At 60.6% G+C, this 18966-nt stretch carries 20 protein-coding genes and 1 pseudogene; 16 read left to right on the top strand and 5 right to left on the bottom strand.

The features are described from left to right. Nucleotides 1-3 precede the first annotated feature (3 nt). The 11 genes and pseudogenes from AC1DXO_RS22595 (at nt 4) to AC1DXO_RS22545 (ending at nt 12770) form a co-directional block, all read left to right on the top strand. On the top strand, nt 4-585 hold the full coding sequence (locus tag AC1DXO_RS22595; RefSeq protein WP_476980457.1) for a DUF6927 domain-containing protein: 582 nt from the start codon (nt 4-6) through the stop codon (nt 583-585). 1 nt (nt 586) lies between these two features. After that, the gene (locus AC1DXO_RS22590; protein ID WP_476980456.1) at nt 587-814 is read left to right on the top strand and encodes a hypothetical protein; all 228 of its coding nucleotides are present in this window, start codon (nt 587-589) and stop codon (nt 812-814) included. Nucleotides 815-877: 63 nt separating this feature from the next. Continuing rightward, nucleotides 878-1303 (top strand): antirestriction protein, encoded by a 426-nt coding sequence (locus AC1DXO_RS22585; RefSeq protein ID WP_476980455.1) that lies wholly within the window; start codon nt 878-880, stop codon nt 1301-1303. A gap of 210 nt (nt 1304-1513) precedes the next feature. Beyond that, the gene (locus tag AC1DXO_RS22580; RefSeq protein ID WP_476980454.1) at nt 1514-2422 is read left to right on the top strand and encodes a DUF4238 domain-containing protein; all 909 of its coding nucleotides are present in this window, start codon (nt 1514-1516) and stop codon (nt 2420-2422) included. Between the two features lie 350 nt (nt 2423-2772). Continuing rightward, nucleotides 2773-3153, top strand: coding sequence for a single-stranded DNA-binding protein (locus AC1DXO_RS22575; protein ID WP_476980453.1), 381 nt, complete (start codon nt 2773-2775; stop codon nt 3151-3153). Between the two features lie 160 nt (nt 3154-3313). Then, nucleotides 3314-3550: pseudogene (locus AC1DXO_RS22570) on the top strand (DUF4326 domain-containing protein); the annotation flags it as partial. Between the two features lie 234 nt (nt 3551-3784). Beyond that, a complete protein-coding gene (locus AC1DXO_RS22565) occupies nt 3785-4429 on the top strand; it encodes a hypothetical protein (RefSeq protein ID WP_476980452.1) in 645 nt (214 codons plus the stop codon). An 816-nt stretch (nt 4430-5245) separates the two neighbouring features. Further along, nucleotides 5246-5665, top strand: coding sequence for a hypothetical protein (locus AC1DXO_RS22560; RefSeq protein WP_476980451.1), 420 nt, complete (start codon nt 5246-5248; stop codon nt 5663-5665). A gap of 71 nt (nt 5666-5736) precedes the next feature. Beyond that, complete coding sequence (locus AC1DXO_RS22555) at nt 5737-8241, top strand: type IV secretion system DNA-binding domain-containing protein (RefSeq protein ID WP_476980450.1); 2505 nt, start codon at nt 5737-5739, stop codon at nt 8239-8241. A 2-nt stretch (nt 8242-8243) separates the two neighbouring features. After that, nucleotides 8244-11507 (top strand): MobF family relaxase, encoded by a 3264-nt coding sequence (gene mobF / locus AC1DXO_RS22550; RefSeq protein ID WP_476980449.1) that lies wholly within the window; start codon nt 8244-8246, stop codon nt 11505-11507. Nucleotides 11508-11519: 12 nt separating this feature from the next. Continuing rightward, nucleotides 11520-12770: a DUF1173 family protein gene (locus tag AC1DXO_RS22545; RefSeq protein ID WP_476980448.1), complete on the top strand. Its 1251-nt coding sequence runs from the start codon at nt 11520-11522 to the stop codon at nt 12768-12770. 23 nt (nt 12771-12793) lie between these two features. Here the strand turns inward: AC1DXO_RS22545 and AC1DXO_RS22540 are convergent, their stop codons facing one another. The 3 genes from AC1DXO_RS22540 to AC1DXO_RS22530 form a co-directional block, all read right to left on the bottom strand. After that, complete coding sequence (locus AC1DXO_RS22540; protein ID WP_476980447.1) at nt 12794-13897, bottom strand: nucleotidyl transferase AbiEii/AbiGii toxin family protein; 1104 nt, start codon at nt 13895-13897, stop codon at nt 12794-12796. Further along, the gene (locus AC1DXO_RS22535; RefSeq protein WP_476980446.1) at nt 13887-14582 is read right to left on the bottom strand and encodes a DUF6088 family protein; all 696 of its coding nucleotides are present in this window, start codon (nt 14580-14582) and stop codon (nt 13887-13889) included. Before AC1DXO_RS22535 ends, AC1DXO_RS22540 begins: the two co-directional genes overlap by 11 nt. 160 nt (nt 14583-14742) lie before the next feature. Next, nucleotides 14743-15336: an SOS response-associated peptidase family protein gene (locus AC1DXO_RS22530; RefSeq protein WP_476980445.1), complete on the bottom strand. Its 594-nt coding sequence runs from the start codon at nt 15334-15336 to the stop codon at nt 14743-14745. A gap of 165 nt (nt 15337-15501) precedes the next feature. Between AC1DXO_RS22530 and AC1DXO_RS22525 the strand changes: the two genes are divergently transcribed. Further along, on the top strand, nt 15502-15813 hold the full coding sequence (locus AC1DXO_RS22525; protein WP_476980444.1) for a hypothetical protein: 312 nt from the start codon (nt 15502-15504) through the stop codon (nt 15811-15813). A gap of 2 nt (nt 15814-15815) precedes the next feature. Here the strand turns inward: AC1DXO_RS22525 and AC1DXO_RS22520 are convergent, their stop codons facing one another. After that, the gene (locus tag AC1DXO_RS22520; protein ID WP_476980443.1) at nt 15816-16535 is read right to left on the bottom strand and encodes an SOS response-associated peptidase; all 720 of its coding nucleotides are present in this window, start codon (nt 16533-16535) and stop codon (nt 15816-15818) included. A gap of 152 nt (nt 16536-16687) precedes the next feature. On the opposite strand from AC1DXO_RS22520, the gene AC1DXO_RS22515 reads away from it, so the two are divergent. From AC1DXO_RS22515 to AC1DXO_RS22500, 4 genes are all read left to right on the top strand, one after another. After that, entirely contained in the window at nt 16688-17245 is a 558-nt protein-coding gene (locus tag AC1DXO_RS22515) for an SOS response-associated peptidase (protein WP_476980442.1), read from the top strand. 77 nt (nt 17246-17322) lie between these two features. Then, nucleotides 17323-17628: a hypothetical protein gene (locus AC1DXO_RS22510; protein ID WP_476980441.1), complete on the top strand. Its 306-nt coding sequence runs from the start codon at nt 17323-17325 to the stop codon at nt 17626-17628. Nucleotides 17629-17737: 109 nt separating this feature from the next. Further along, a complete protein-coding gene (locus tag AC1DXO_RS22505) occupies nt 17738-18079 on the top strand; it encodes a hypothetical protein (RefSeq protein WP_476980440.1) in 342 nt (113 codons plus the stop codon). Then, entirely contained in the window at nt 18079-18516 is a 438-nt protein-coding gene (locus AC1DXO_RS22500; RefSeq protein ID WP_476980439.1) for a DUF1810 domain-containing protein, read from the top strand. The genes AC1DXO_RS22505 and AC1DXO_RS22500 overlap by 1 nt, the downstream gene beginning before the upstream one ends. 224 nt (nt 18517-18740) lie before the next feature. On the opposite strand, the gene AC1DXO_RS22495 is transcribed toward AC1DXO_RS22500, so the two are convergent. Next, nucleotides 18741-18947 carry an RHS repeat domain-containing protein gene (locus AC1DXO_RS22495; RefSeq protein WP_476980438.1) on the bottom strand — a complete coding sequence of 69 codons (207 nt, stop codon included), beginning with the start codon at nt 18945-18947 and terminating at the stop codon, nt 18741-18743. Nucleotides 18948-18966: the final 19 nt, after the last annotated feature.

Genomic DNA, 18966 nt, shown 5'->3' with positions numbered 1-18966 from the left:
CCGATGGGCTGGCTCTATCTTTCCTCAATGGGCAGTCACACGACTCCCAAAACCTATCTCGACTCCGTCTACACCTGGTCGAACGACGAGGCGGACGTTCGGGTTCTCAAATCCTCGGTCCGCGGCCGGGTCTATTATGCCGCTGTCGAACGCGTCCGTAGGGCCGATGGTGTGCGGATCGTCTTCGCGGGCGTCTGCCTGTTCCGGCATAATCCGAAGTCACGTGATGGCCATGTCTTCGGCTACAAGGACATGGACGAGACCGTTGGGCCCCATGGGCGCAACTGTCCGGCGGGCATTCTCGACCTGCTCACCGAGACGGAATATCCCTATGCGCTCAAATGGCGGGAAGACTGCCGGGCCAATGCGGCGAAAGCGAGCGTGCTGCGCGCCAAGGCGAAGCCGGTTGAGGGACAGGTCGTCGTGCTGGAGGAGCCTATGCTGTTCTCGGACGGCAAGCGTCTCGATCGCTTTCGCGCGGTGCGCCGGCCATACAAGCGCGGCCTCGTCTACCGGTCGCTGGCCAATGGCGGACTTTACCGGATCACCAATCTCGCATCGCGCGCCTACCGGATCGAGGCCTGACATGGGCTACGTCAATCCGTTGCGCACCTTGCCGGCGGCCCAGGCACTGCTCGCCTTGCCGCGAAAAGACCGCCTCGTGCTTGCTGACCTTTTACGCAACCTGAGACAGCAGGCGGACGCGGAGGCGGAACGTTCCTGGAAGCGGCGAAAGGGACCCATGGCGGCCTACTGGCGTGCCGTGGCCACCTATTCGCGTCATTGCGCGCATCTTCTCCGCGAAGGGGTCTGAGGCCGGTCGCGGGCAAGGAAAAGGGGAGGGCAGGCCGGATGCACTGATCCAGAGGAGGTTTTCATGCACTCGCTATCCGGTTCCGAACCCCAGCCCACGACCCGCATTGTCCCTGAAATCGAACGGATGGGCTTTCTGCCACGGCTGTTCGGACCGTCGCTGATGATCGTCGGCGAGAACGCCGTCTATACCTTCATGTCCAGGATGTGCGCTGAGTATCGCGGCGGCTTCTGGGATTTCCTTGAGGCGGGGGACGCCCTGTATCTGGCGCCGCGATCGCCTGAGCGCTTCGCGCTCCAATGGGACGGCAACGGCTACCAGGGTGTGGTCTCGAAGGACGCGGCCGGCATCATCGTCACCCTGTTCACACTGTCGCACATGAGCATGATCTATCGCAACCGGGATGCCCTGGCCGAGGCTTACGACCGCCTTCTGGAGAATGCCTCGCGCCACCCGGAAGCCTCCGACATCTCTCGCGCCATAGATTGAAAGCCGGGTGGGTGTGCGATACCCCGTTAACCTTTCGTTAACCTTTTAGCGGGCACCCACTCGCCAACCGACTGACTCCTTACGGATTCATTTCTGGGGATGCTTTCGCATCCCCTATTGTCTTGTTTCGACTCACGATTTTCGTCAGACATCGGGTGTGTGAAACCCCGACGCGGGTTTTCCGGTAAGTGACCCAGCGGAGGCAGACCCATGACGGACAATCCGCCGCGGAGGCATCATTACGTTCCGGAAGGCTATATCAAGGCGTGGTCCGGCCCGGATCGCAAGGTGACCATCCTAGCTAGGACACCAGTCGGAAATGTCGTCAGCCGCAGGGACCCTCCGTCGACGGTCATGTTCGACTTAGATGTCTATGCCGACAAAAGCTACGAGGTGACGGATTTCAAGGCGCATTGGCTCGAACTCGACTACCTCCAGACCCTCGACCACACTGGCGCGAGACTTCAGCGCGACATGCTGGCGGGACATATGCCCTTGATCGGGTCCGGGCGCCGCGAGTGGATCCGGTTTCTCCTGTCGTTGCTCAACCGCCATCCTGACGACGTCGAGACTTTCCGGCGCCTGCACGCGGTGATGTGGAAGCAGCACGAGGATGAGGGCGTCAGGAACATGCGAGCGTCGGTTCCGGACATGGATCCGATCCTGGTTGCGACGAAATACATCGCGGCGTGGCGCGCCCGGGCCGAGGCGGAGCGAGTGGCCGGCCTCAAGCGCATGATGAATTACGGCCTGTCGGGCGAGATCATCGAGCGGTCGCATTGGGAGGTCCTCGACCTGTCTGCGTCCTCGGCCAGTCTGATACTCTCCGACAAGCCCGTCTATCGCTCGACTACATTCCGCGAGCGGGGCGATTACATCGCCGTTCCGCTCGGACCGAAGCATCTTTTCCGGGCAAGCCTGGGCTGGCGGCGAGGTCGTCCGTTCAGCGCTCGCGAGGCGGAAATGTTCGTGGCGAAGGTCAATATCGCCCTTCTCAAATCCGCGCGGTCTCATGTCGTGGCCGTGAATGCCGACCTGCGCGAGACCGCCGAACTACTCATGGGAACGGAGCCCGCCCGGTCGATCGCCGAGATCATGGCCGAGCCGTTCGACCTGTAGATCCCACGGCCATTTCCGATCTGGGCGGCGGTTCCGAGGCCGAGGGGGGTATCGATGGATCGAGAACGCGTCTTGTCCAACATCCAACTGCGATGGAAGGCTGAGGGCGGCCGTGCAGGGTCTCAGTCTGGACTTTGGGCAGTCCCTTGGGCGAGCGGTTCGATGAACACAATCACATGCGAAATCTCGCCCCGCCGGTCCGCCATGCAAGGGCAAGCCTCCTCCACTGCGTTTCGGCCGCTTCGCGGTGCATGCCGGCCCCTGAGGCGGGGACAGGGATACGCATGATTGCGGTCGAGACCGCAGGCCCAAGGGGATAGGCCCCGAGGGATCATCCAGGAGACCACGCCATGTCCACCGCAGCCTACACCACTCTCGTCGCCAATGTCGGCCGGATCAACACCACCCGCACCTTCAATGATGACCGCAAGCTCGCTTCGTTTTCGGTCGCCGTCAGCCGCCGGTTCAAGTCCAAGGGCGAACAGGTCGAGGAAACCGACTGGTACGAGATCAAGGCGAACGCCCCGCACCTGATCACGCTCATCGAGCAGCACATCAAGAAGGGCGACCAACTGATCATCATCGGATCGCAATCACATCGCACCTATGACCGCCAGGATGGACAGAACGGGTTCGCGGTAGAAATCTACGCTCATGACATCCGCTTTAACATCTCGAAGAAGTCTGAGGGAGCACCGGCCGGCGCCGAGGAAGAAGAGCCGGCGTTTTGACGGCGATGCGCGCCGGTTCTGTCTGAGCCGGCGCGCAAGTCCTTAACGCGTATTCTGGTGCGAGGAGGCCGGTATGCCAGTGGTGTTGAACAAGAAAACGATGGGCCCAGACCAAAAGGGCCATTACTGCGGCCGTGGCTCGAAATAGGGAAACCGCAACCGGATGGTAACGGAGTCGGATCGAGACGCGGTTTGCGATCAGCACGAGATCGATCTTTTTCACGACCACGCGCTCCTGCGAGCCTTGGACGAACTGCGCGGCGAGGATCTGATCTGCTTTTGCTCGCCGAAACGCTGTCATTGTGACCTGCTGCTCCGGCTGGCGAACGCGACTCGGCAGGAGCGGGTAGATTGGTTCGTGGGCGTGCGGGCGAAGCTGGCAGGCCGGTCCAGCTGAAATTGCAATCAAACCTGGCCGTCTCCATCTAGGGGCCTTCGATTCGATTCCAGTCGAGAGGACGCCGGCGACATGGCCGAGACAAAGTCACCAATGGCGCGGGCTTTCAGTTGCGTCCGCCCCGCTATTTTCCAGACAAGGGTCGATGACCAGGACTATTGGGGTACGCATGCTGGATGCTTGGTTGTCACCCGCCTGAATGGTCGCATCTATTGTGTGATACCAAGGCACTGCATGAAAGGGTTTTCCCCTTACGACCTCGTTGTGACCGACGACCAGATGCATTCGACCGTAGGTGTGAAAGCCTTTTTTGTCCTCAACTGGGCCGGCATGTCCGACGCGGCGGCGGGAATGGACGTAGAGGATTTGGCGGTCATCTGCTGGCCCGAGGCTGTCCCTCTGGAATTCGAGCACGTTATCGACCTCGATGCTCGGCAAGATAGAGCCATCGCAATTGGGGATGACCTGGCGATATTCGGGCTCATGAAGAGCCTCTTGCGCCTGGAGGGCAACACCGGGAGCATACCCTACAATTTCTACGACCTCGTCGATGTCGGGCCGTCCATCCAACCGCTACGTCAGGCGAGGGGACCGGTGCCGGATGGGCCCGCCGAGACGACCGGATGTAGCGGGGGTGTCGTCTGGAATCGTTCGCGCAACGGCATGGCCGGCATCACCCTGCGCGGCGGAATGCAAGACGGCATCCTGACCTTCCACTACATGCCGTTCGACATTGTCCGGGGCCTTGTGATCAACGCGGAAGCCAACCTCCGCGCCAAAGGTCTTATCGATCGTCCCGCTTGGCCCGCACGCGTCGACTACAACATGGTCCTGTCGTCAGGTGAGGTTTTGAATGGCGACGTGATCCATAAGGAGTGACGGGCTGGTCGCCCGTCACGCTCTTCGAAGCCTCATTGTCGGCCGATCGTACCAGATCACCCTGCCGGTCAACGGGCAAGCCGTTTCCCTCGCCTCCGGCCTTTGGCCTGCGCCTCGGTGACCGACCGGGGCCCGATCCGGTCCGACGACGCGTCAATGACGCTCACGAGGAGATCCACATCATGTTCACTGAACCATCCGCCCTTACGCTACCTTATGACCAAGACCCGCGCTTTGCTGAACTCGAGGACTTGGTTGCCGCCTTGGAAGCGAAGTGGGCACAGGAAGCGAAAGACCACAGGAATTGACCAACGCGGGCGCCGGCGGAAGCTGGCGCCCATTTTCTTTTGCTTCTCGACCGGCTTTTTCGAGGGCGAGCTTTTCCACTTGGCCTAAGGGCGTGGTCGTCAGGGCGACAATGGTCTTGTCCCGATGGCCGGGTGTTCTCCGCGAAGGATGGAGACGGCCCACCAGCGGAGCCCTTTCTGAGAGGAAAGGGCGCGAGGACAGGTGCGGCGCCGAGGTCGATATGACGGCGAGGCATTTCGTCTGAACGGCGCACCAAAGGTCATCCCAGGGCAACATGGAACAACAGGCAATGAACGCGAGTTAAGCGTATTTTTTAGCACACCTGACGCCCACGCGGCGGTTTTGCTAGTACATTGATATTGCTTACGAAAACATTGTTAAAATATAGGCGTCGAAATTGACGCCTAGTAATTTCGTTTAACCGACGATTTTAGCTTTCCTTCATAGAATCAATGCGCTATTCCGTTTAACTAGGCGTCATATTTGACGCCTAGAAAGGATAGTCTCTTGGTAGCCAAGAACTACAATCGAAACGCCCGGTTTCAGCTTCGTCTCGACCCGCGCACCCTGGAAGACCTGAAGCGGAAGGCGGAGCGACTCGACATGCCGCTTAACCAGTACATTGCCACGGTGCTCGAACGCGAAGCGGACGATACGACGGCGTATCACCTGCAGATGGCGTCGAAGCACAGCTTTATGACCTACGCGATGATAAACGTGTTGGCATCAAGGCTTGTGCCGGATGACATCCGCACGGACGTGATCCCAACCATCGGCAAACTAGCAACGCGACTCTTTGGTGCCAATCCCGAGATCCCCGAGGCGATCACTGCGCGTCGCGGGCCAGATGATGACGCGTTCGTTTCGGAACTGTTTTCGCTGTTCGAGCGACACGCGCAGACACGCTGGAATTTGCATCCCGAATAGGTGCTAAGTGCTTGATTTTATGCTATAGTTTTGACCTCACAAGAGGTTGAAATCAAAGGCGAAATCAAGACATGAACAGCATCGTGACGGGACAGAAGAAGCGCCCGGAGAACAGCACGGGCAGCGCGTGGCTACGCGGCGGTCAGACGATCGCACACACCTACGACATGATCGTGGAGCTGTGGCGGAAGCTCAGGTGGGTTCTTCTGTTGTGGGCCGCGTTATGCTGGGCGATCGCGGATGGTGCAGCGCCTGACAAGGACCAGGTGTATGCCGGCCTGCACCTCGTCGCGTGGTGCTATCGGACAATGGGCACGCCCCTGCCGCAGACACTGAGCGTCACGGACCCAAGTGGCGCAACGCACGCGGTGTCGGCCGCCGCCTATGACAGCCTGCCCTACGTCAGGACCGCCATCGATACCTACTTCGGATATATGTGGCGCGGCGTCTGGCTATGGGTGCTCGGCACGCTCGCCATGCTGTCCTTGATGTCCTACGCGTTCATCCGCTCGGGTGACGAGAAGCTGGAGAGCCACGACATCCGCGGACAGCAGATCGTACCGTTGCGCATCCTGTTCGGCCTGATCGCCAAGTATAACCTCGAAAAAGCCCGCGATATCAACCACGAGACACTGCGGGCGCTTGGCCTGCCGAGCGCGGTGGGCTCAGGCGACTGGCTCCATCGTCATTACCTTGCCATCCGGGAGACGTGGACTCGCGCCACGGCCATCGTCCGCATGGTCCGCCGGCGTGACGACGTCCGGCCGCGGGCCAATGCCGGACCCGCGCCAGATCCGGCGAACCTGTTGCAGGACGGCGAGCGCTTCGACCGGCTTCTCACTCAACTCAAGTCCGACACCGACCTGGCCCACGCCATTGTCAGTGAAGCGCGCTGGGCCGAGGGCGGACTCGATCACCACAAGTTGGAGCTTCTGACCTGCGCGAAGATCGAGGCGAACAAGGCGGGTCTGCCCTTTCACGTCCTGCCGTCGGACTTTCGGCGGCCGTCGATCGGGTGCGTGCCTTATCCCTACAAGGCCGAGTACGAGCACACCCTCGTGGTAGGCGGCACGGGTTCGGGCAAGTCGGTCGCGATCCACAGCCTGATCGATACGATCAGGCAACTGGGCGATGGCGGCATCATCTACGATCCGGAAGGGGAGTTCATCCGGGCGCACTATCGCGAGGGTATCGATCTGATCTTCAATCCGTTCGATGCCCGCAGTGTCGACTGGTCGCCCTATATGGACCTCACCGACCTCACGCACTGGCAATCGAGCGCGGCCGACCTGTTCGCCGACCCGAAGACAGGTGATCCCTATTGGACGCTCGCCACGCGCACCATCTATGCCTACGCGGGCTGGCTGCTCGGCACGACCATGCGCGCCAGGGAGAACCGCAATCCGACCATCGCGGAACTGCTTGAACTACTGGTCGGACCACACGACAAGCTCTACGCGCACCTGAAGAACACGCCGGCAGCCAACACCCTCGGCGAAAAGGCGGGTCCGCGCTCGGACAGCCTGCGATCGGTGCTGATCACCGGCGCTGAGCGCCTGAGCCACCTGCTCGGCACAGCAGAGAACTTTTCCATTCGCGACTGGATCAACAATCCCGCCCAGCGTGGCTTTCTGTTCCTGAGCGCCCCCGAAGACTTGGCCGCGACCATCAAGCCTATCCTGGCGCACCTGTCGTCCTTGACCATCACAGCCCTGTTGTCGCGCACGCCGGAACAATCGAAGAAGACGACCTGGATCATCCTCGACGAGTTCACCTCGCTTGGGAAGATGGACAGTCTCGCGGACTCTCCGGCGCGTCTGCGCAAGTTCGGCGGATGCATGGTGGTCGGCATGCAGCAGGTCAGCCAGATCGAGGAGATCTACGGTGAGCCGAAGGCGCGCTCCATCGTCGGCCAGCTGCGCAACAAGCTCATCCTGGCGTGCAACGACCCGCGCACCGGCGAATTCATGTCGGACCTGATCGGCAAACGCGAGGTTCGTCGCATCGAGGAGACGACGTCTTATGGCGCGAACAATATCCGCGACGGCGTGGGCCTGGCTCCAAAGGACACGGTGGAACCCATCGCCATGCCGGAACAGATCCAGCGGCTGGCGACCCGGACGGGGTATATCATGTTTTCCCCTGGACAGCAGGGCACGTCCTTTCCGGTGTCTCTCGTCACCTATCCCTATGTTATCCGGCCGCAGCGCGTGCCGTCCTTCGTCGCGCACAACCGCAAAAACCCGATCGAGATCCATTATCTGAAAGCGCTCGCACAGAAGGACGACAGCCTCGGCGGCCTGATGTCGCCCGAAGCCATGGTGGTCGCCGGCGGCGAGCACGATCTCGACAAGGAACCGACGCGCGGCGAGTTGCCTGACCTGGCGCCAGCCGAGACCGAGGCGGTCCGGTCTGCTCCACACCAGGCTCTGGTCGAGGAAGGCAGCGTAACCTCGCTTGGTCCTGACGACGCCGCGAAAGCCGCCCTCTCACCAGTCCTCCAGCCGGCCAGGCAAGGGGACATCCTCGACTGGCTGAATGACGCCATCAACGCACCGGGCCTGGGCGACATCTGACCATGCTCAGCATCTCCCGTATAGGTTCGGCCGGTGCGGCCGCCGGTTATTACACGCGCGAAGACCACGCTGGCGGCGCCCCCGACATGGCCTCCGATCAGAACGCGGTCGAGGTAGACCCAACGGACGCAACTGTCGCCTACTACACCCTGGAAGACGAGGCCGCCGGCAGCGCGCTGGAGTGGAAAGGCGATGGCGCGGCATTGCTCGGACTGGAAGGCGCCGTCGATGAAAACGAGTTCAAGGCCGTGCTCCTGGGTATCAATCCGGATGCCGAGGGCGAGGAGATCAGCAAGCGCGAAGTCGTGCTGCGTCGGGACGCCTCGGAGAAAAGCTCCGGCGAAGCGGATCTTGAACCGAAAGACGACGCTGATCAGGCGAACGAAAAGGAAGAGGGCGAAAAAAAGGCCTGGTCCGAACTCTCCCTCGATGAGCGCGTCGACCTGGCCGAAGCCAGTGGCGAGCGACACGCCGCAGGGTGGGACCTGACCTTCAGCGCACCCAAATCCGCATCCATCGTGGCCCTGGACGCCGACGGTGACGTGCGCCTCGTCGAGGCGCACCGCCAAGCGATCGACGTCGCCATGGCTTATGCCGAAAAGCATTTTTCCGTCTTCCGCATCCGGGACGGTGACGGCACACGCCGCGAGGAAATCTCTGGCAACCTCCTGATGGCCCGGACGACGCACACGACCTCCCGGGCCGAAGACCCGAACCTGCACGACCACGTCATCGTCCTCAACGCGACCCGCGATGAAAACGGCACATGGCGCGCGCTCGAAAGCGAGCATGTGTTCAGGAACATGAAGCTGGTCGGCGCCATCTATCAGGCGGAGTTCCGCAATCTCGCCCTGGAATTGGGTCATGACATCAGGGACGGCGACACGCTCAATACGTTCGAGCTGGCCGAAGTCCCGGCAGAAACGATCCTCGCGCACTCCAGGCGTGCCGCCCAGATCGATGCGAACCGGACGGACATGCAAAAGGCCAAGGGACGGCCGCTCAATGAAGCCGAACAGGAGGCCGCGGTCCTGAAGGACCGACCGGCAAAATCGGACAAGACGACGGCCGAACTTCGCGCCGAATGGGCCGCGACCAGCGCGGAAAGCGGTTTCGATGTCGCGGCGACCAGTGATGCAGCCAAGGCGAGGGTCGAGGGCACCGACCGCTCGTTTCACAAAGGCTCGACCTTTGGCGAGATTATCGAACGCGTGCGCGAGGTGCTTGGTGGCAAGGCTCGCTTCGATACCGCGCAGGGCGCACTCGACTATGGCAAGGAGGCAGCCTTCTACACCACGACAGTCGCGACGCGTCACGACATGCTGTTCCGCGCGATGGTCGCCAACGGAAACCGGCTGCGCCTCGCCGACTACGAAGACACTGGCTTTTTCGAGCGGAATGACTTTGTTCGCGCCGATCGCTCCGTTCTGAAAGGGGTGACGACGGATGAGATTGTCGACCGCGAGCGCGCGATCAATCGCCATATCGAAGGCCGCCAGGGCCGTGGCCGGGGCTATGATGCGTCTGCAGTCACCGACGCCCTGCGACCGGAGCGCCTGGCAGAGGCTGGCGTACAGGTCGCACTCACGCCCGATCAGTACAAGGCCGTCCATCTGACTCTGACCTCGCGCGACGGTGTCGTCGCGGTTCAGGGTTTCGCCGGCACCGGCAAGACCACGGCCTACGAGACGCTCGAAGCCACCTATCGTTCGATGGAAGCCATTGCCGCAGGACAGGAGCGTTTCGCCGGCAAGACGCCATCAATCGTCATGGCGCTTGGCAGTGAAAAGGATGTCGAGTCGGTCCGCTCAATCAAGGGTGCGGCGCCGACGCACTCGGCCGTCAAGGAACTGACGGAAAAGCGCATCGAGGCCAAGACCCTGTCGGCGATCCTGTCGCGCTACGCCTACGCGCGCGATGAACGACCCGCCATGATGCCCGACCTGCGCAAGGAATATGCCGGCGCGTGGCTTCTCGTCGATGAAGCCTCGATGCTCGGCAACCGCCAGCTGGAGGCCGTGTTCCGCATGCAGAAGGACCTGAAGATCGACAAGGTCATCCTGTCAGGCGACATCCGCCAGATCGCGGCCCTGCAGGCCGGCGCGCCCTTCAAGATGGGTATCGAGCACAATGCCGGCATGGCCCGGGCGGACTTGACCACGATCATGCGCCAGGAAGGCAATCCGACCCTGAAGGAGGCGGTGAGGGCGTTTGCCGAGGGCAAGTCGGCCGAAGGCCTGCGCCAGTTACAGCCCTTCATCCATGAAGCCGGCAAGGGCGCGACTGACGAAGCCCTTGCCGACCGCGCCTTCGCGCTATGGCAGAAGAACCGCGGCGAGGCCAAGGTCGTTGTAGATACGAACGGGATGCGCGGGCTGATGAACGACCGCATCCGAGCGAGCCTCCAGGCGGAAGGTGTGGTTTCCCGTGATGATTACGACCAGGCGACTTACAAGGATGCTGGCCTTTCCGCGCATGACAAGATGGCCAGCCGCTTCTACCAGAAGGGTCAGGTCGTACATTTCTTCGCCGACGTTGGCCGTTTCAAGGCCGGCGACACGCTTAGCGTGGAAAGCTTCCGCCATCGGCGGAATTCGCTCGTCGGCACTGATGAGGCCGGCAAGGCCCAAATCCTCGACCTCGCGAAGCACCTGCAGCCAGGCAAGGAACTGCCGGTCGGCGTCTATTGGCCCACTGAAACGGCGTTCGCGTCGGGTGATCGTGTGCTGTTCAACAAGACGGACAAGGCGCGAGGCATTCGCACCAATGATGAATTCGCCATTTTCGGTACCGATTCTGAAACCGTGACCTTGAAGGCAGCGGAAGATGGCCGCCTGCTCAAGGTGTCGAAGGACGACGGCCAGCTCAGGTTCATGACCCATGCCTACGCCATCACCGCGGACAAGGCCCAGGGCAAATCCTATTCGTCGGTTGTCGCCGTCCTGAAATCTACCGGCATGGGCGACTTCGTCAACCACGCCCGCGCCTACATCATGGCGTCGCGCGCTCGGGCGGATTTCAACCTCGTCACCGACAGCTTCTCCGGCTTGATGCGCAAGGTGACTGAGCACGACGGCATCAATCTCATTGCGCTCGACAATCTGTTCACGCCGACCCCGCCGGCCGGACGAGGCCTCGACCATGGCGCTCCGGGCGGGCCGGCAGGGCGCGAGGATCCGTCGAAACGGTACGTCGGCGATGGCGGTATGGATATGGGTGACAAGGTCAAGTCGATGGACAGGCCGCAGCCTGAACGCAGCATGTAAGGGGAGGACTGAATGTCTCGATTTTGGTTGAACGGGGTCCTGGTCACAGGCGAGATCGGCGAGGCGGCAATACAGTCCGCCTTGCGCGAACACTACGAGCATCACAAGGGAAACCCACCTCTGTGTGACTGCAGCGATGTCCGGCCGCGCATGTACATAGCCAGGCTCGGCGAGCAGTTCATCCTGAAGCGCTGGCCGGCGAGCGGGCACGAACATGCCGTCGATTGCGACCGGTATGAACCCCCTCTCGAAGCGTCCGGCCTCGGCCGCCTTCTGGGTTTGGCGATTCGCGAGGATCCATTGACGGGCGATGTCGACCTTCGCCTGGGTTTCCCGTTGAAGCGCCAGCCGCGTGAGAGCGCGGCGCCGACCGAAGCGCACCCGGAAGATACGGCTGACGATGAGGGCGGCAAGCCATCCACCTCGCGCGCTGGATTGCGCGCGATCTTGCATTACCTCTGGGACCAGGCCGAACTTACGCACTGGAAGCCGGGCATGAAGGGTAAGCGTAACTGGTGGATCGTGCGCAGCCGGCTGCTCGACGCCGCCAAACGCATGACGGCAAAAAGCGTGCGGCTCCATCGTCGTCTTTTCATCCCGGAACCCTTTCGTCTCGACGCCAAGGATGAAATCCGCCTTCGCCGTCGCGCACTTTTGCAGACCGTCGCCAGCGCCAAGCAGGCGCGCGACCTGATGATGTTCCTGGTCGAGGTCAAGGACATCGGTGCGTCGACCTACGGCTACAAGCTTATGGCCCGGAACGTTCCGGACGATCCGCTATATCTAAATGAGGAGCTGTATCGCCTGCTTCGCCGCCGCTTTGAAACCGAACTCGAGATGCTGGCCCGGACCGAGGGCAAAGGCCATCTGGTGGCCTTCGGGACCTTGTCGGTGAAGCCGAGCGGCATCGCGACCATCGAGGACGTAACGCTCATGGCAACGACCTCGGAATGGATTCCGGTTTGCGATGAGACCGAGGCAATCGTCGTCGACTACGCCGTGGCTACGGGCAGGGCGTTCGTCAAACCGCTGAAATATAATATGAGCGCTGGCCGGCCGCTGGCGGCTCTGCTCCTCACGGACAGCCCTGAAAAGCCGACGGCCTTCTATGTCGTGCGTCCTGACGAGACGGACATCCTTGTCCAGGCACGCGAGGAGCTTCTAAAGAGCGCGGCGACGGTTCCGGTGCTCTGGCATGTGGCGGACGATCCTATTCCGACGGACGCCATCGACGCGATCCCCTCGAAATACCGAACACATTGAGCGCCAGCCGATGGTTCGTCCGGCTATCCTTGCTTGGCCGCGCGGTTTACGAAGGCATGGAGCCGCGTGATGCTGTCCATGACGGTCTCGAAGTCCGGTGCCTCGCCGAAGATCATGGCGGCCATCCGGCGGTAATCCGCGCGAAGTCGGTCGCGCATCTGGTCGGTCGGCAATAACCGGTAGCTTCCTGGCAAGGCGCGTTCGTAGCCGTGGTCGGGGGCGCGGAACATGAGCATCTTGTGCTGGCGGGCGGCTTCCGCCAGCTCGGTCATGGACGCTGTGGCTTCGCCATAATCCTGGGCAGTCCAGATTTGGTGGACGTCATAATAATGGCGGGAATATCGATTGAGATCGGGGACGCGACGGCCGTCATCGCCGGCCGCCCCTCGTGTCTCCGTCATTTCCGTCATGGCGTGGAGGATCAGGACCTTTTCCCAGAACGTGCGCTCCGGGCGGACCGTATTGACGTTGGGTACTGCCAAGCCGTCCGGGTCGCGCAGCTCGGCCGCGATGTAGGGCACTATGGTGCGAAGTTCGGCGGGCACGGGATCCGGGCGTGCGCCACCTTCGATCCGGACCGCCGGTTCGACGTAGCCGTCGCCTGAGTCGAAGACACTTTTGTAGGTGACGATCAGGATATCGAGCGCATCGGTCCGACGGTAGTCGTCGTAGCCGAAGCGCATCGAGAAATGGCCAGGGTCACCGATGTCGGCGGCGGTCTGTGCCAGGTCGGCCTCCAAGGCTGCTTTCAGCGGTCCAGAAATATAGCTGCGCGCGGCTTCGTCGACCCGGTTGGTGAGCGCCTTTTCTCGCTGGCTGTTCGAGGCCAGGGCCTCGATATCGGCTTCCAGCGGGGCGCCGATATCGGCCTTGTAGATGCCGATATCGATGTCTTCGGAAAAGCGTTGGATCAGGCCGAAGGCCTTGCTGAGGCTCGTGCCGCCCTTGAAGTACAGCCGCACGCCGTCGTCCGGCCTGCGATTGAACAGGAAATCGAGGATCCAGCAAACATAGAGGTCCTTCTCGACGTTTTCCGCTCGCGTATTTAGGCGAGCGGCCGCCGACGCGTAAAGCGCCCGGCGCTCGTCGGGGCTCGCGCGGAGAATTTCAAGGAACCTACGCTGCATTGTTGTGCTTCTGCTCGGCCTTGCGGATGATCATGTCGATGACCGTATACATCCAGGAGGGCACGCTTGTCCTGTTGTCCCGCAGATCGGCCAGAATGTCGGCGCGGCGCGCAGAGCGGTCGATAAAGCGCACGATGCCGTCGATCAACGAGGGCTCGGTTGCGCGGTCGTCCTTGAACCAGTCCAGGGCCTGGATGATCCGCATGGCAGGATGGCCGGCCCAGAACGCCGTCTTTGCCGAAATGCGCTTGAAGTCGAGACGGTAGGTGACGGGCGCCGTTGCCTGCGGGTCGCCAAGATTGGCCTCGATCTCGATCGTGCGGGGATGGGTGTCGGCGTGTACGGTCGACCGTGCCGGAACGGCGGTTGTCAGGCCGAGGTCGTTCGCCGCCGTCATGCCATCAACGATGACCCGCAGCTTGTCGCGTCGCGCGATGGCGTCGATGAAAGCTGAGCGCGGCGGAAAGACCATGGCGCCGGTCAATGTACTGATGCCGGGTTGGTCGTAAAGACCGCGATGGACGCGGCGGATTACCCCTTGGGTGGTGAGGCGTTGCAGCGCCTTTTCGATTCCATGGGGTGATGCGATGTCGAGGAAATCGGCTTTCGACCACACGCCTGCCGGCGCCGCTTCTGCGATGCGGCTAGCTACCTTGTTCAGCGTGTCTGAAGTGGGGTCGGGCATAGGCTGGGTCCTCAATGACCAAAGAATATATACATATTCTGGTCACTGACAAGTTACTGACCAGAAATTATATATAAAATTTGGTCAGAAGGACGCCTTCATGAGTGCCTGCGGGTGGAGGTTGACGCGTTCGATGGCCCGGTGCGCCCCAGCTATAAACTCAGTCACTGCCGGCAAAGACGGTTTCGACCGAAAGTGAACCTGCGGGAAGCGGTCGCAACAATTCGGACCGGGGCTTCGTCAGATAGAGCCAGTGTTCGAGATCCCGCGGTGCCAGCACGACGATCTGACGATCATGGTAAGGCTCGATGTCAGGACCAGGTGAGGTGGTCAGCATCGTAAAGCTGTCGCTTTCCTCTCCATTTCCTTCTCTCCAAAGTCCTGCGACAAAAAGGAAGGGTTGGTCATTCAACGTGAAGCGATGCTTGGCCTTGGGGTACTTCTTGCCGGTGAATTCAAAAAAAGCTGAGGCCAGGACGCCACAGCGCTTGCTGCCGCTGAAGTCGCGCTTTTCCGAAATGAAATTGAAGGTGCGCGGCCGCTTCGGTTTTGGCGGCGGGAAACCGAAAACCATGTTGGACACCTCAACGCCATTGCCGGCAGCGCGCACGACGGGTCCGAGTTCGCCCACCCGGATATCGTCCGCAAGGATCAGCTTATCTTCATCGCCTTTAATAGCCGCAGCAGTGTTCAATTTCTCGATGGCGTCCTTATAAAGGCTCCAGCGAATATGTTGCTCGTAGTCATTGCACATGATCGAACCTTCCTCCTGGAACTATTCATCCGCCGCATTGGATAAGGTCGCTATACGAGGCATGAAGGCCGAATCGAAAATTTATGTCCTTTAATACAGGATGTTGATCTCTGACCGCGAAGAAGCGCGGGCATCTTCGGCAGTAGGCCTTACCAGGACGAACCGATGACCATGATGCCCGCACAATTGATCGCGACCGACGAAACAGAAGCCATTCGTTTGACACTCGATGGTTTCAGGCAACACCGCATGACCGCGCCGGAAACGCGTTCGACTTTGGCCCTCCTGTTCGAGCGCGATATAGACCCCGACCTGGCGCCGAAACTGATCGGTTATCTCGACGAAATGCTAAAACGGGTCGCCCGGGACGATATCAGCAGCGAGGACGCGGCTTCAGATATCAACGAAATGGCCCATGCCCTGAATGCCGCAGACCAGGACTTCGAAACCTTCCTCGAGCTTGCGCCGGCGGAATAGGATCAGAAAAGGCTTGCCTGCGCGGGGGGAGCGGAGTGCACCTTTTTCTTGGGCTCAATCTCCGTGCCCGGTGGGCCGTCGCCTTTTGGACCGCGCGAGACGATTTTTAAAAGACCATTCGGTAGCGGCCTTTGCAGTTCAAGCGCGGACGCGCGCGGCTCGGTGAGCCACCAATCCACCGCCTGTTGCGAGCGCAGAATAACAGGCATCGCATTGGGATGGATCGGCCTGACGTCGTCATTAGCCGCTGTCGTGAGGAATGCGTACAGGTCCTCGGTCGTCGAGCCCTCGCTGACCATGCGAACCGACGTCCATTGCGGCGTCCATACGCCGGCGAAAAAGAATAGCGGGCGTTCGTCATCGAAGGCGAACCAGACATTCTCTTTCGACCCGCCCCCTTGGTCGGGTTCACAGAACGACGTCGCGGGCACCACGCAACGGTTCGCCACATCCATAAATTGGTCCCAGTGGTCCTTTTCGGGCTCGCGGCAATTGGTGACGCCGCGGTCGTAGTTTTTCCCGCGCAGATTATAGGGGTGCGACGGCATGCCCCACCGCGCCATCGCAAGTTCGCGGCCTTCAGCCGTATTGCGAACGATCGGACCATAGCCATTGGCGTAGATCGCCGGTTTTTTCTCTAGGTTGCCTATGCTGTCTTTCAGGTACCGGCTAATCGCCCGGATGGCGTCCTGATTACTGGTCATCGAATAAAGGTTGCACATAATCGGGTCCGTTGGCTGTCTGGGCAGGAGAAAGCCAAATGCCCGAATTGGCAAGCCCGGATGTGCTGGCGTGGATGAGAACGCCGGCCGGGTTGAACCAAGGCCGAAAATGTTCTATATTTGTTCCGAAGAACATCACTGCGAGCAAGGACATGCGTACCGCCAAAATGGTGGATGTGATTGCCAAGGACAAGCACGGCAAGATCATCCTGAAGCCCATGCGATGGGGCCTGATCCCCGCCAGTTTCATGGGAAGCGCCGGCGACTGGGGAGCGAGCACGACCCACGCACGTCTTGAGACCGTGGCAACGACGCCGGCGTTTCAAAACGCCTGGGCGCGCAAACGACGCGTCATCTTTCCGCTGGAGCATTATTACGAGAAGGCGCGGCTCAACCAGGACCTGCTAGGCAAAAAGGCCAAGGCCGAGCGGGTTGCCATCAGGCGGGTAGACGACAAGCCGATGGCGGTCGCCGGCATCTACGATTTTGCGCATTTGTTCGACGGTCCCACGCTGTCGGCGGCAATGCTGACGCGCGAACCTGGGCGCCGCATGTCGAACATACACGATCGAGAGCCGGTAATCCTCGAGCCGGAAGACTGGCAGGCCTGGCTTGACGGTTCGGATGCCTTGAATCTCAACGCGCCATGGCCTGACGATGCGTTCGAGGTCGTTCCCGCGGCCATGGCGAAGCGCCGGGTTTCCAACTAGAGTACTGAGAACTTGCACAAAATCAGGCAGGCACCGACGACGGTCTGGTTTAATGGCGTGACGCCCTGAGGTTCGGCATGTTTGTCATCGAAGTCTTCCTACCGCTATCCGACAACGACGGGCACCGATTTCCCGAGAGTTATTTCGACATGGAACGGTCTCGCCTGGCAGATCGCTTCGGCGGTTTGACGGTGTATTCCCGGGCGCCAGCCACGGGACTTTGGGCCGAGGGCGGTAGCAAGAGGGCCGATGACATTGTCGTCTTCGAGGTCATGGCCGACGAGATCCCCAACGTCTGGTTGGCTGCCTACCGACGGGACTTGCAACTGAAGTTTCGCCAGGACGTGGTGCTGATACGAGCGACAGAAGCGACGATCATTTGACCAAAGGGCAAGTCCTCATATCGTGTCCTTATAGCTGTTCAGACATGGACAAGGTGAGCTTTTATGGCCGCGATTGTATTCTGGTTCGTTTCACAAAAGGAGACGAGCCATGCCCGCCGAAGACCAAAAACCTGACCAATTTCACCAACAAACGCAGGGCCAAGGTCAAGCCCAGACCCAGGAAACTGGCCTGAAGCCGTTAGCCGAAGACACGGGGACGGCCGCCATTACTGGGCTTGATCCAAGCGACAAGGACGACGGCGCCGGAGGGATGACGGGCGAAGAGGACAATTTTGCGCCTGAAGGTACTGATAACGACGTCGAGGTCATCGAGTCAGATCCATCGATCGAAGCCATTGTGCCCAAGCCTTCCGAACGCGATCAACAAGCCGACGGTGACGGCGAATTTGATGGGCAAGTGCCGACCGACCCGGGTGGCGATAGCCTGTGATGGGCGACATATTCGATCTCGACAGGTTCGTCTCTGCCCAGGAGCCGGTTTATGAATCGGCGTTGGGCGAACTGCAGCATGGTCGGAAATATGGCCATTGGATGTGGTTCGTCTTCCCGCAAATTCGGGGTCTGGGCCGGTCTTCGATGGCCCAGCACTATGGCATCGCGTCCCTTGACGAAGCCCGACAATATTTAGCCCATCCGCTGCTGGGGCCGCGATTGGGCGAATGTACGCGTGCGGTACTCGCGGCCAGTGCGCCATCATTGACCGCCATCTTCGGAACACCCGACGATATGAAATTCCGCTCTTCCATGACGTTATTCGCCCTGGCGTCCAGACCCAGAGAGCAGACCGATTTTGACACGGCGATCGATGATTGGTGTGGTGGCCAGATGGATCCCCTCACTTTGGAAGTTTTAGCGTCGCCCGTTTAGCCTTGCCGCACGTCACTTGGTCTCGGCGGAGACAAGGCTGATCTTGGACTGCCTAATGTCAATGCGAGGCGGGGTGAGGGTGCGCGGGGGCGGGAGTATCCGGTGATTTATCATCAATAAATCGGGCTGACGGCAGATATCGCCGCGACTGAGCGGTCGGATACGGACCGATGCTCGCTAAGGTGGAGATGTCGGCGTCAATGACCCCGCGGTTTCGACTACGATTACGGTGTCTTGACCATTTGGGTACGGTTGCCGGCGTTGTCATAAGAGTATTTGACCACGGCTCCGTTTGGGTAGTCAATTTCGATAACCCTGCCTTTTGCGTCATACTTGTAGGTGGTCGTGCCTGCGTCCGCCGGCAGAAATGAGAGCGGCAGTCCAATGAATGCTAACGCAGCGACAGCAATTAATTTGCGAAATTTGGCCATGGCCGTCTCCAATATTGGT

The organism is Asticcacaulis sp. P2_C5 (assembly GCF_056404555.1).
Note: the sequence above shows the minus strand (reverse complement) of the source record. Positions and strands in the feature narration are given on the sequence as shown.

What these genes read in the sequence shown, in the direction of transcription:
- AC1DXO_RS22510 (WP_476980441.1), top strand. Translation starts at nt 17,323, where the DNA reads ATGTTTGTCATCGAAGTCTTCCTACCGCTATCCGACAACGACGGGCAC.
- AC1DXO_RS22500 (WP_476980439.1), top strand. Translation starts at nt 18,079, where the DNA reads ATGGGCGACATATTCGATCTCGACAGGTTCGTCTCTGCCCAGGAGCCG.
- AC1DXO_RS22595 (WP_476980457.1), top strand. Translation starts at nt 4, where the DNA reads ATGGGCTGGCTCTATCTTTCCTCAATGGGCAGTCACACGACTCCCAAA.
- AC1DXO_RS22530 (WP_476980445.1), bottom strand. Translation starts at nt 15,336, where the DNA reads ATGTGCAATGACTACGAGCAACATATTCGCTGGAGCCTTTATAAGGAC.
- AC1DXO_RS22515 (WP_476980442.1), top strand. Translation starts at nt 16,688, where the DNA reads ATGCGTACCGCCAAAATGGTGGATGTGATTGCCAAGGACAAGCACGGC.
- AC1DXO_RS22565 (WP_476980452.1), top strand. Translation starts at nt 3,785, where the DNA reads ATGAAAGGGTTTTCCCCTTACGACCTCGTTGTGACCGACGACCAGATG.
- AC1DXO_RS22545 (WP_476980448.1), top strand. Translation starts at nt 11,520, where the DNA reads ATGTCTCGATTTTGGTTGAACGGGGTCCTGGTCACAGGCGAGATCGGC.
- AC1DXO_RS22585 (WP_476980455.1), top strand. Translation starts at nt 878, where the DNA reads ATGCACTCGCTATCCGGTTCCGAACCCCAGCCCACGACCCGCATTGTC.
- AC1DXO_RS22495 (WP_476980438.1), bottom strand. Translation starts at nt 18,947, where the DNA reads ATGGCCAAATTTCGCAAATTAATTGCTGTCGCTGCGTTAGCATTCATT.
- AC1DXO_RS22535 (WP_476980446.1), bottom strand. Translation starts at nt 14,582, where the DNA reads ATGCCCGACCCCACTTCAGACACGCTGAACAAGGTAGCTAGCCGCATC.
- AC1DXO_RS22525 (WP_476980444.1), top strand. Translation starts at nt 15,502, where the DNA reads ATGACCATGATGCCCGCACAATTGATCGCGACCGACGAAACAGAAGCC.
- AC1DXO_RS22555 (WP_476980450.1), top strand. Translation starts at nt 5,737, where the DNA reads ATGAACAGCATCGTGACGGGACAGAAGAAGCGCCCGGAGAACAGCACG.
- AC1DXO_RS22520 (WP_476980443.1), bottom strand. Translation starts at nt 16,535, where the DNA reads ATGTGCAACCTTTATTCGATGACCAGTAATCAGGACGCCATCCGGGCG.
- AC1DXO_RS22505 (WP_476980440.1), top strand. Translation starts at nt 17,738, where the DNA reads ATGCCCGCCGAAGACCAAAAACCTGACCAATTTCACCAACAAACGCAG.
- mobF (WP_476980449.1), top strand. Translation starts at nt 8,244, where the DNA reads ATGCTCAGCATCTCCCGTATAGGTTCGGCCGGTGCGGCCGCCGGTTAT.
- AC1DXO_RS22575 (WP_476980453.1), top strand. Translation starts at nt 2,773, where the DNA reads ATGTCCACCGCAGCCTACACCACTCTCGTCGCCAATGTCGGCCGGATC.
- AC1DXO_RS22540 (WP_476980447.1), bottom strand. Translation starts at nt 13,897, where the DNA reads ATGCAGCGTAGGTTCCTTGAAATTCTCCGCGCGAGCCCCGACGAGCGC.
- AC1DXO_RS22580 (WP_476980454.1), top strand. Translation starts at nt 1,514, where the DNA reads ATGACGGACAATCCGCCGCGGAGGCATCATTACGTTCCGGAAGGCTAT.
- AC1DXO_RS22590 (WP_476980456.1), top strand. Translation starts at nt 587, where the DNA reads ATGGGCTACGTCAATCCGTTGCGCACCTTGCCGGCGGCCCAGGCACTG.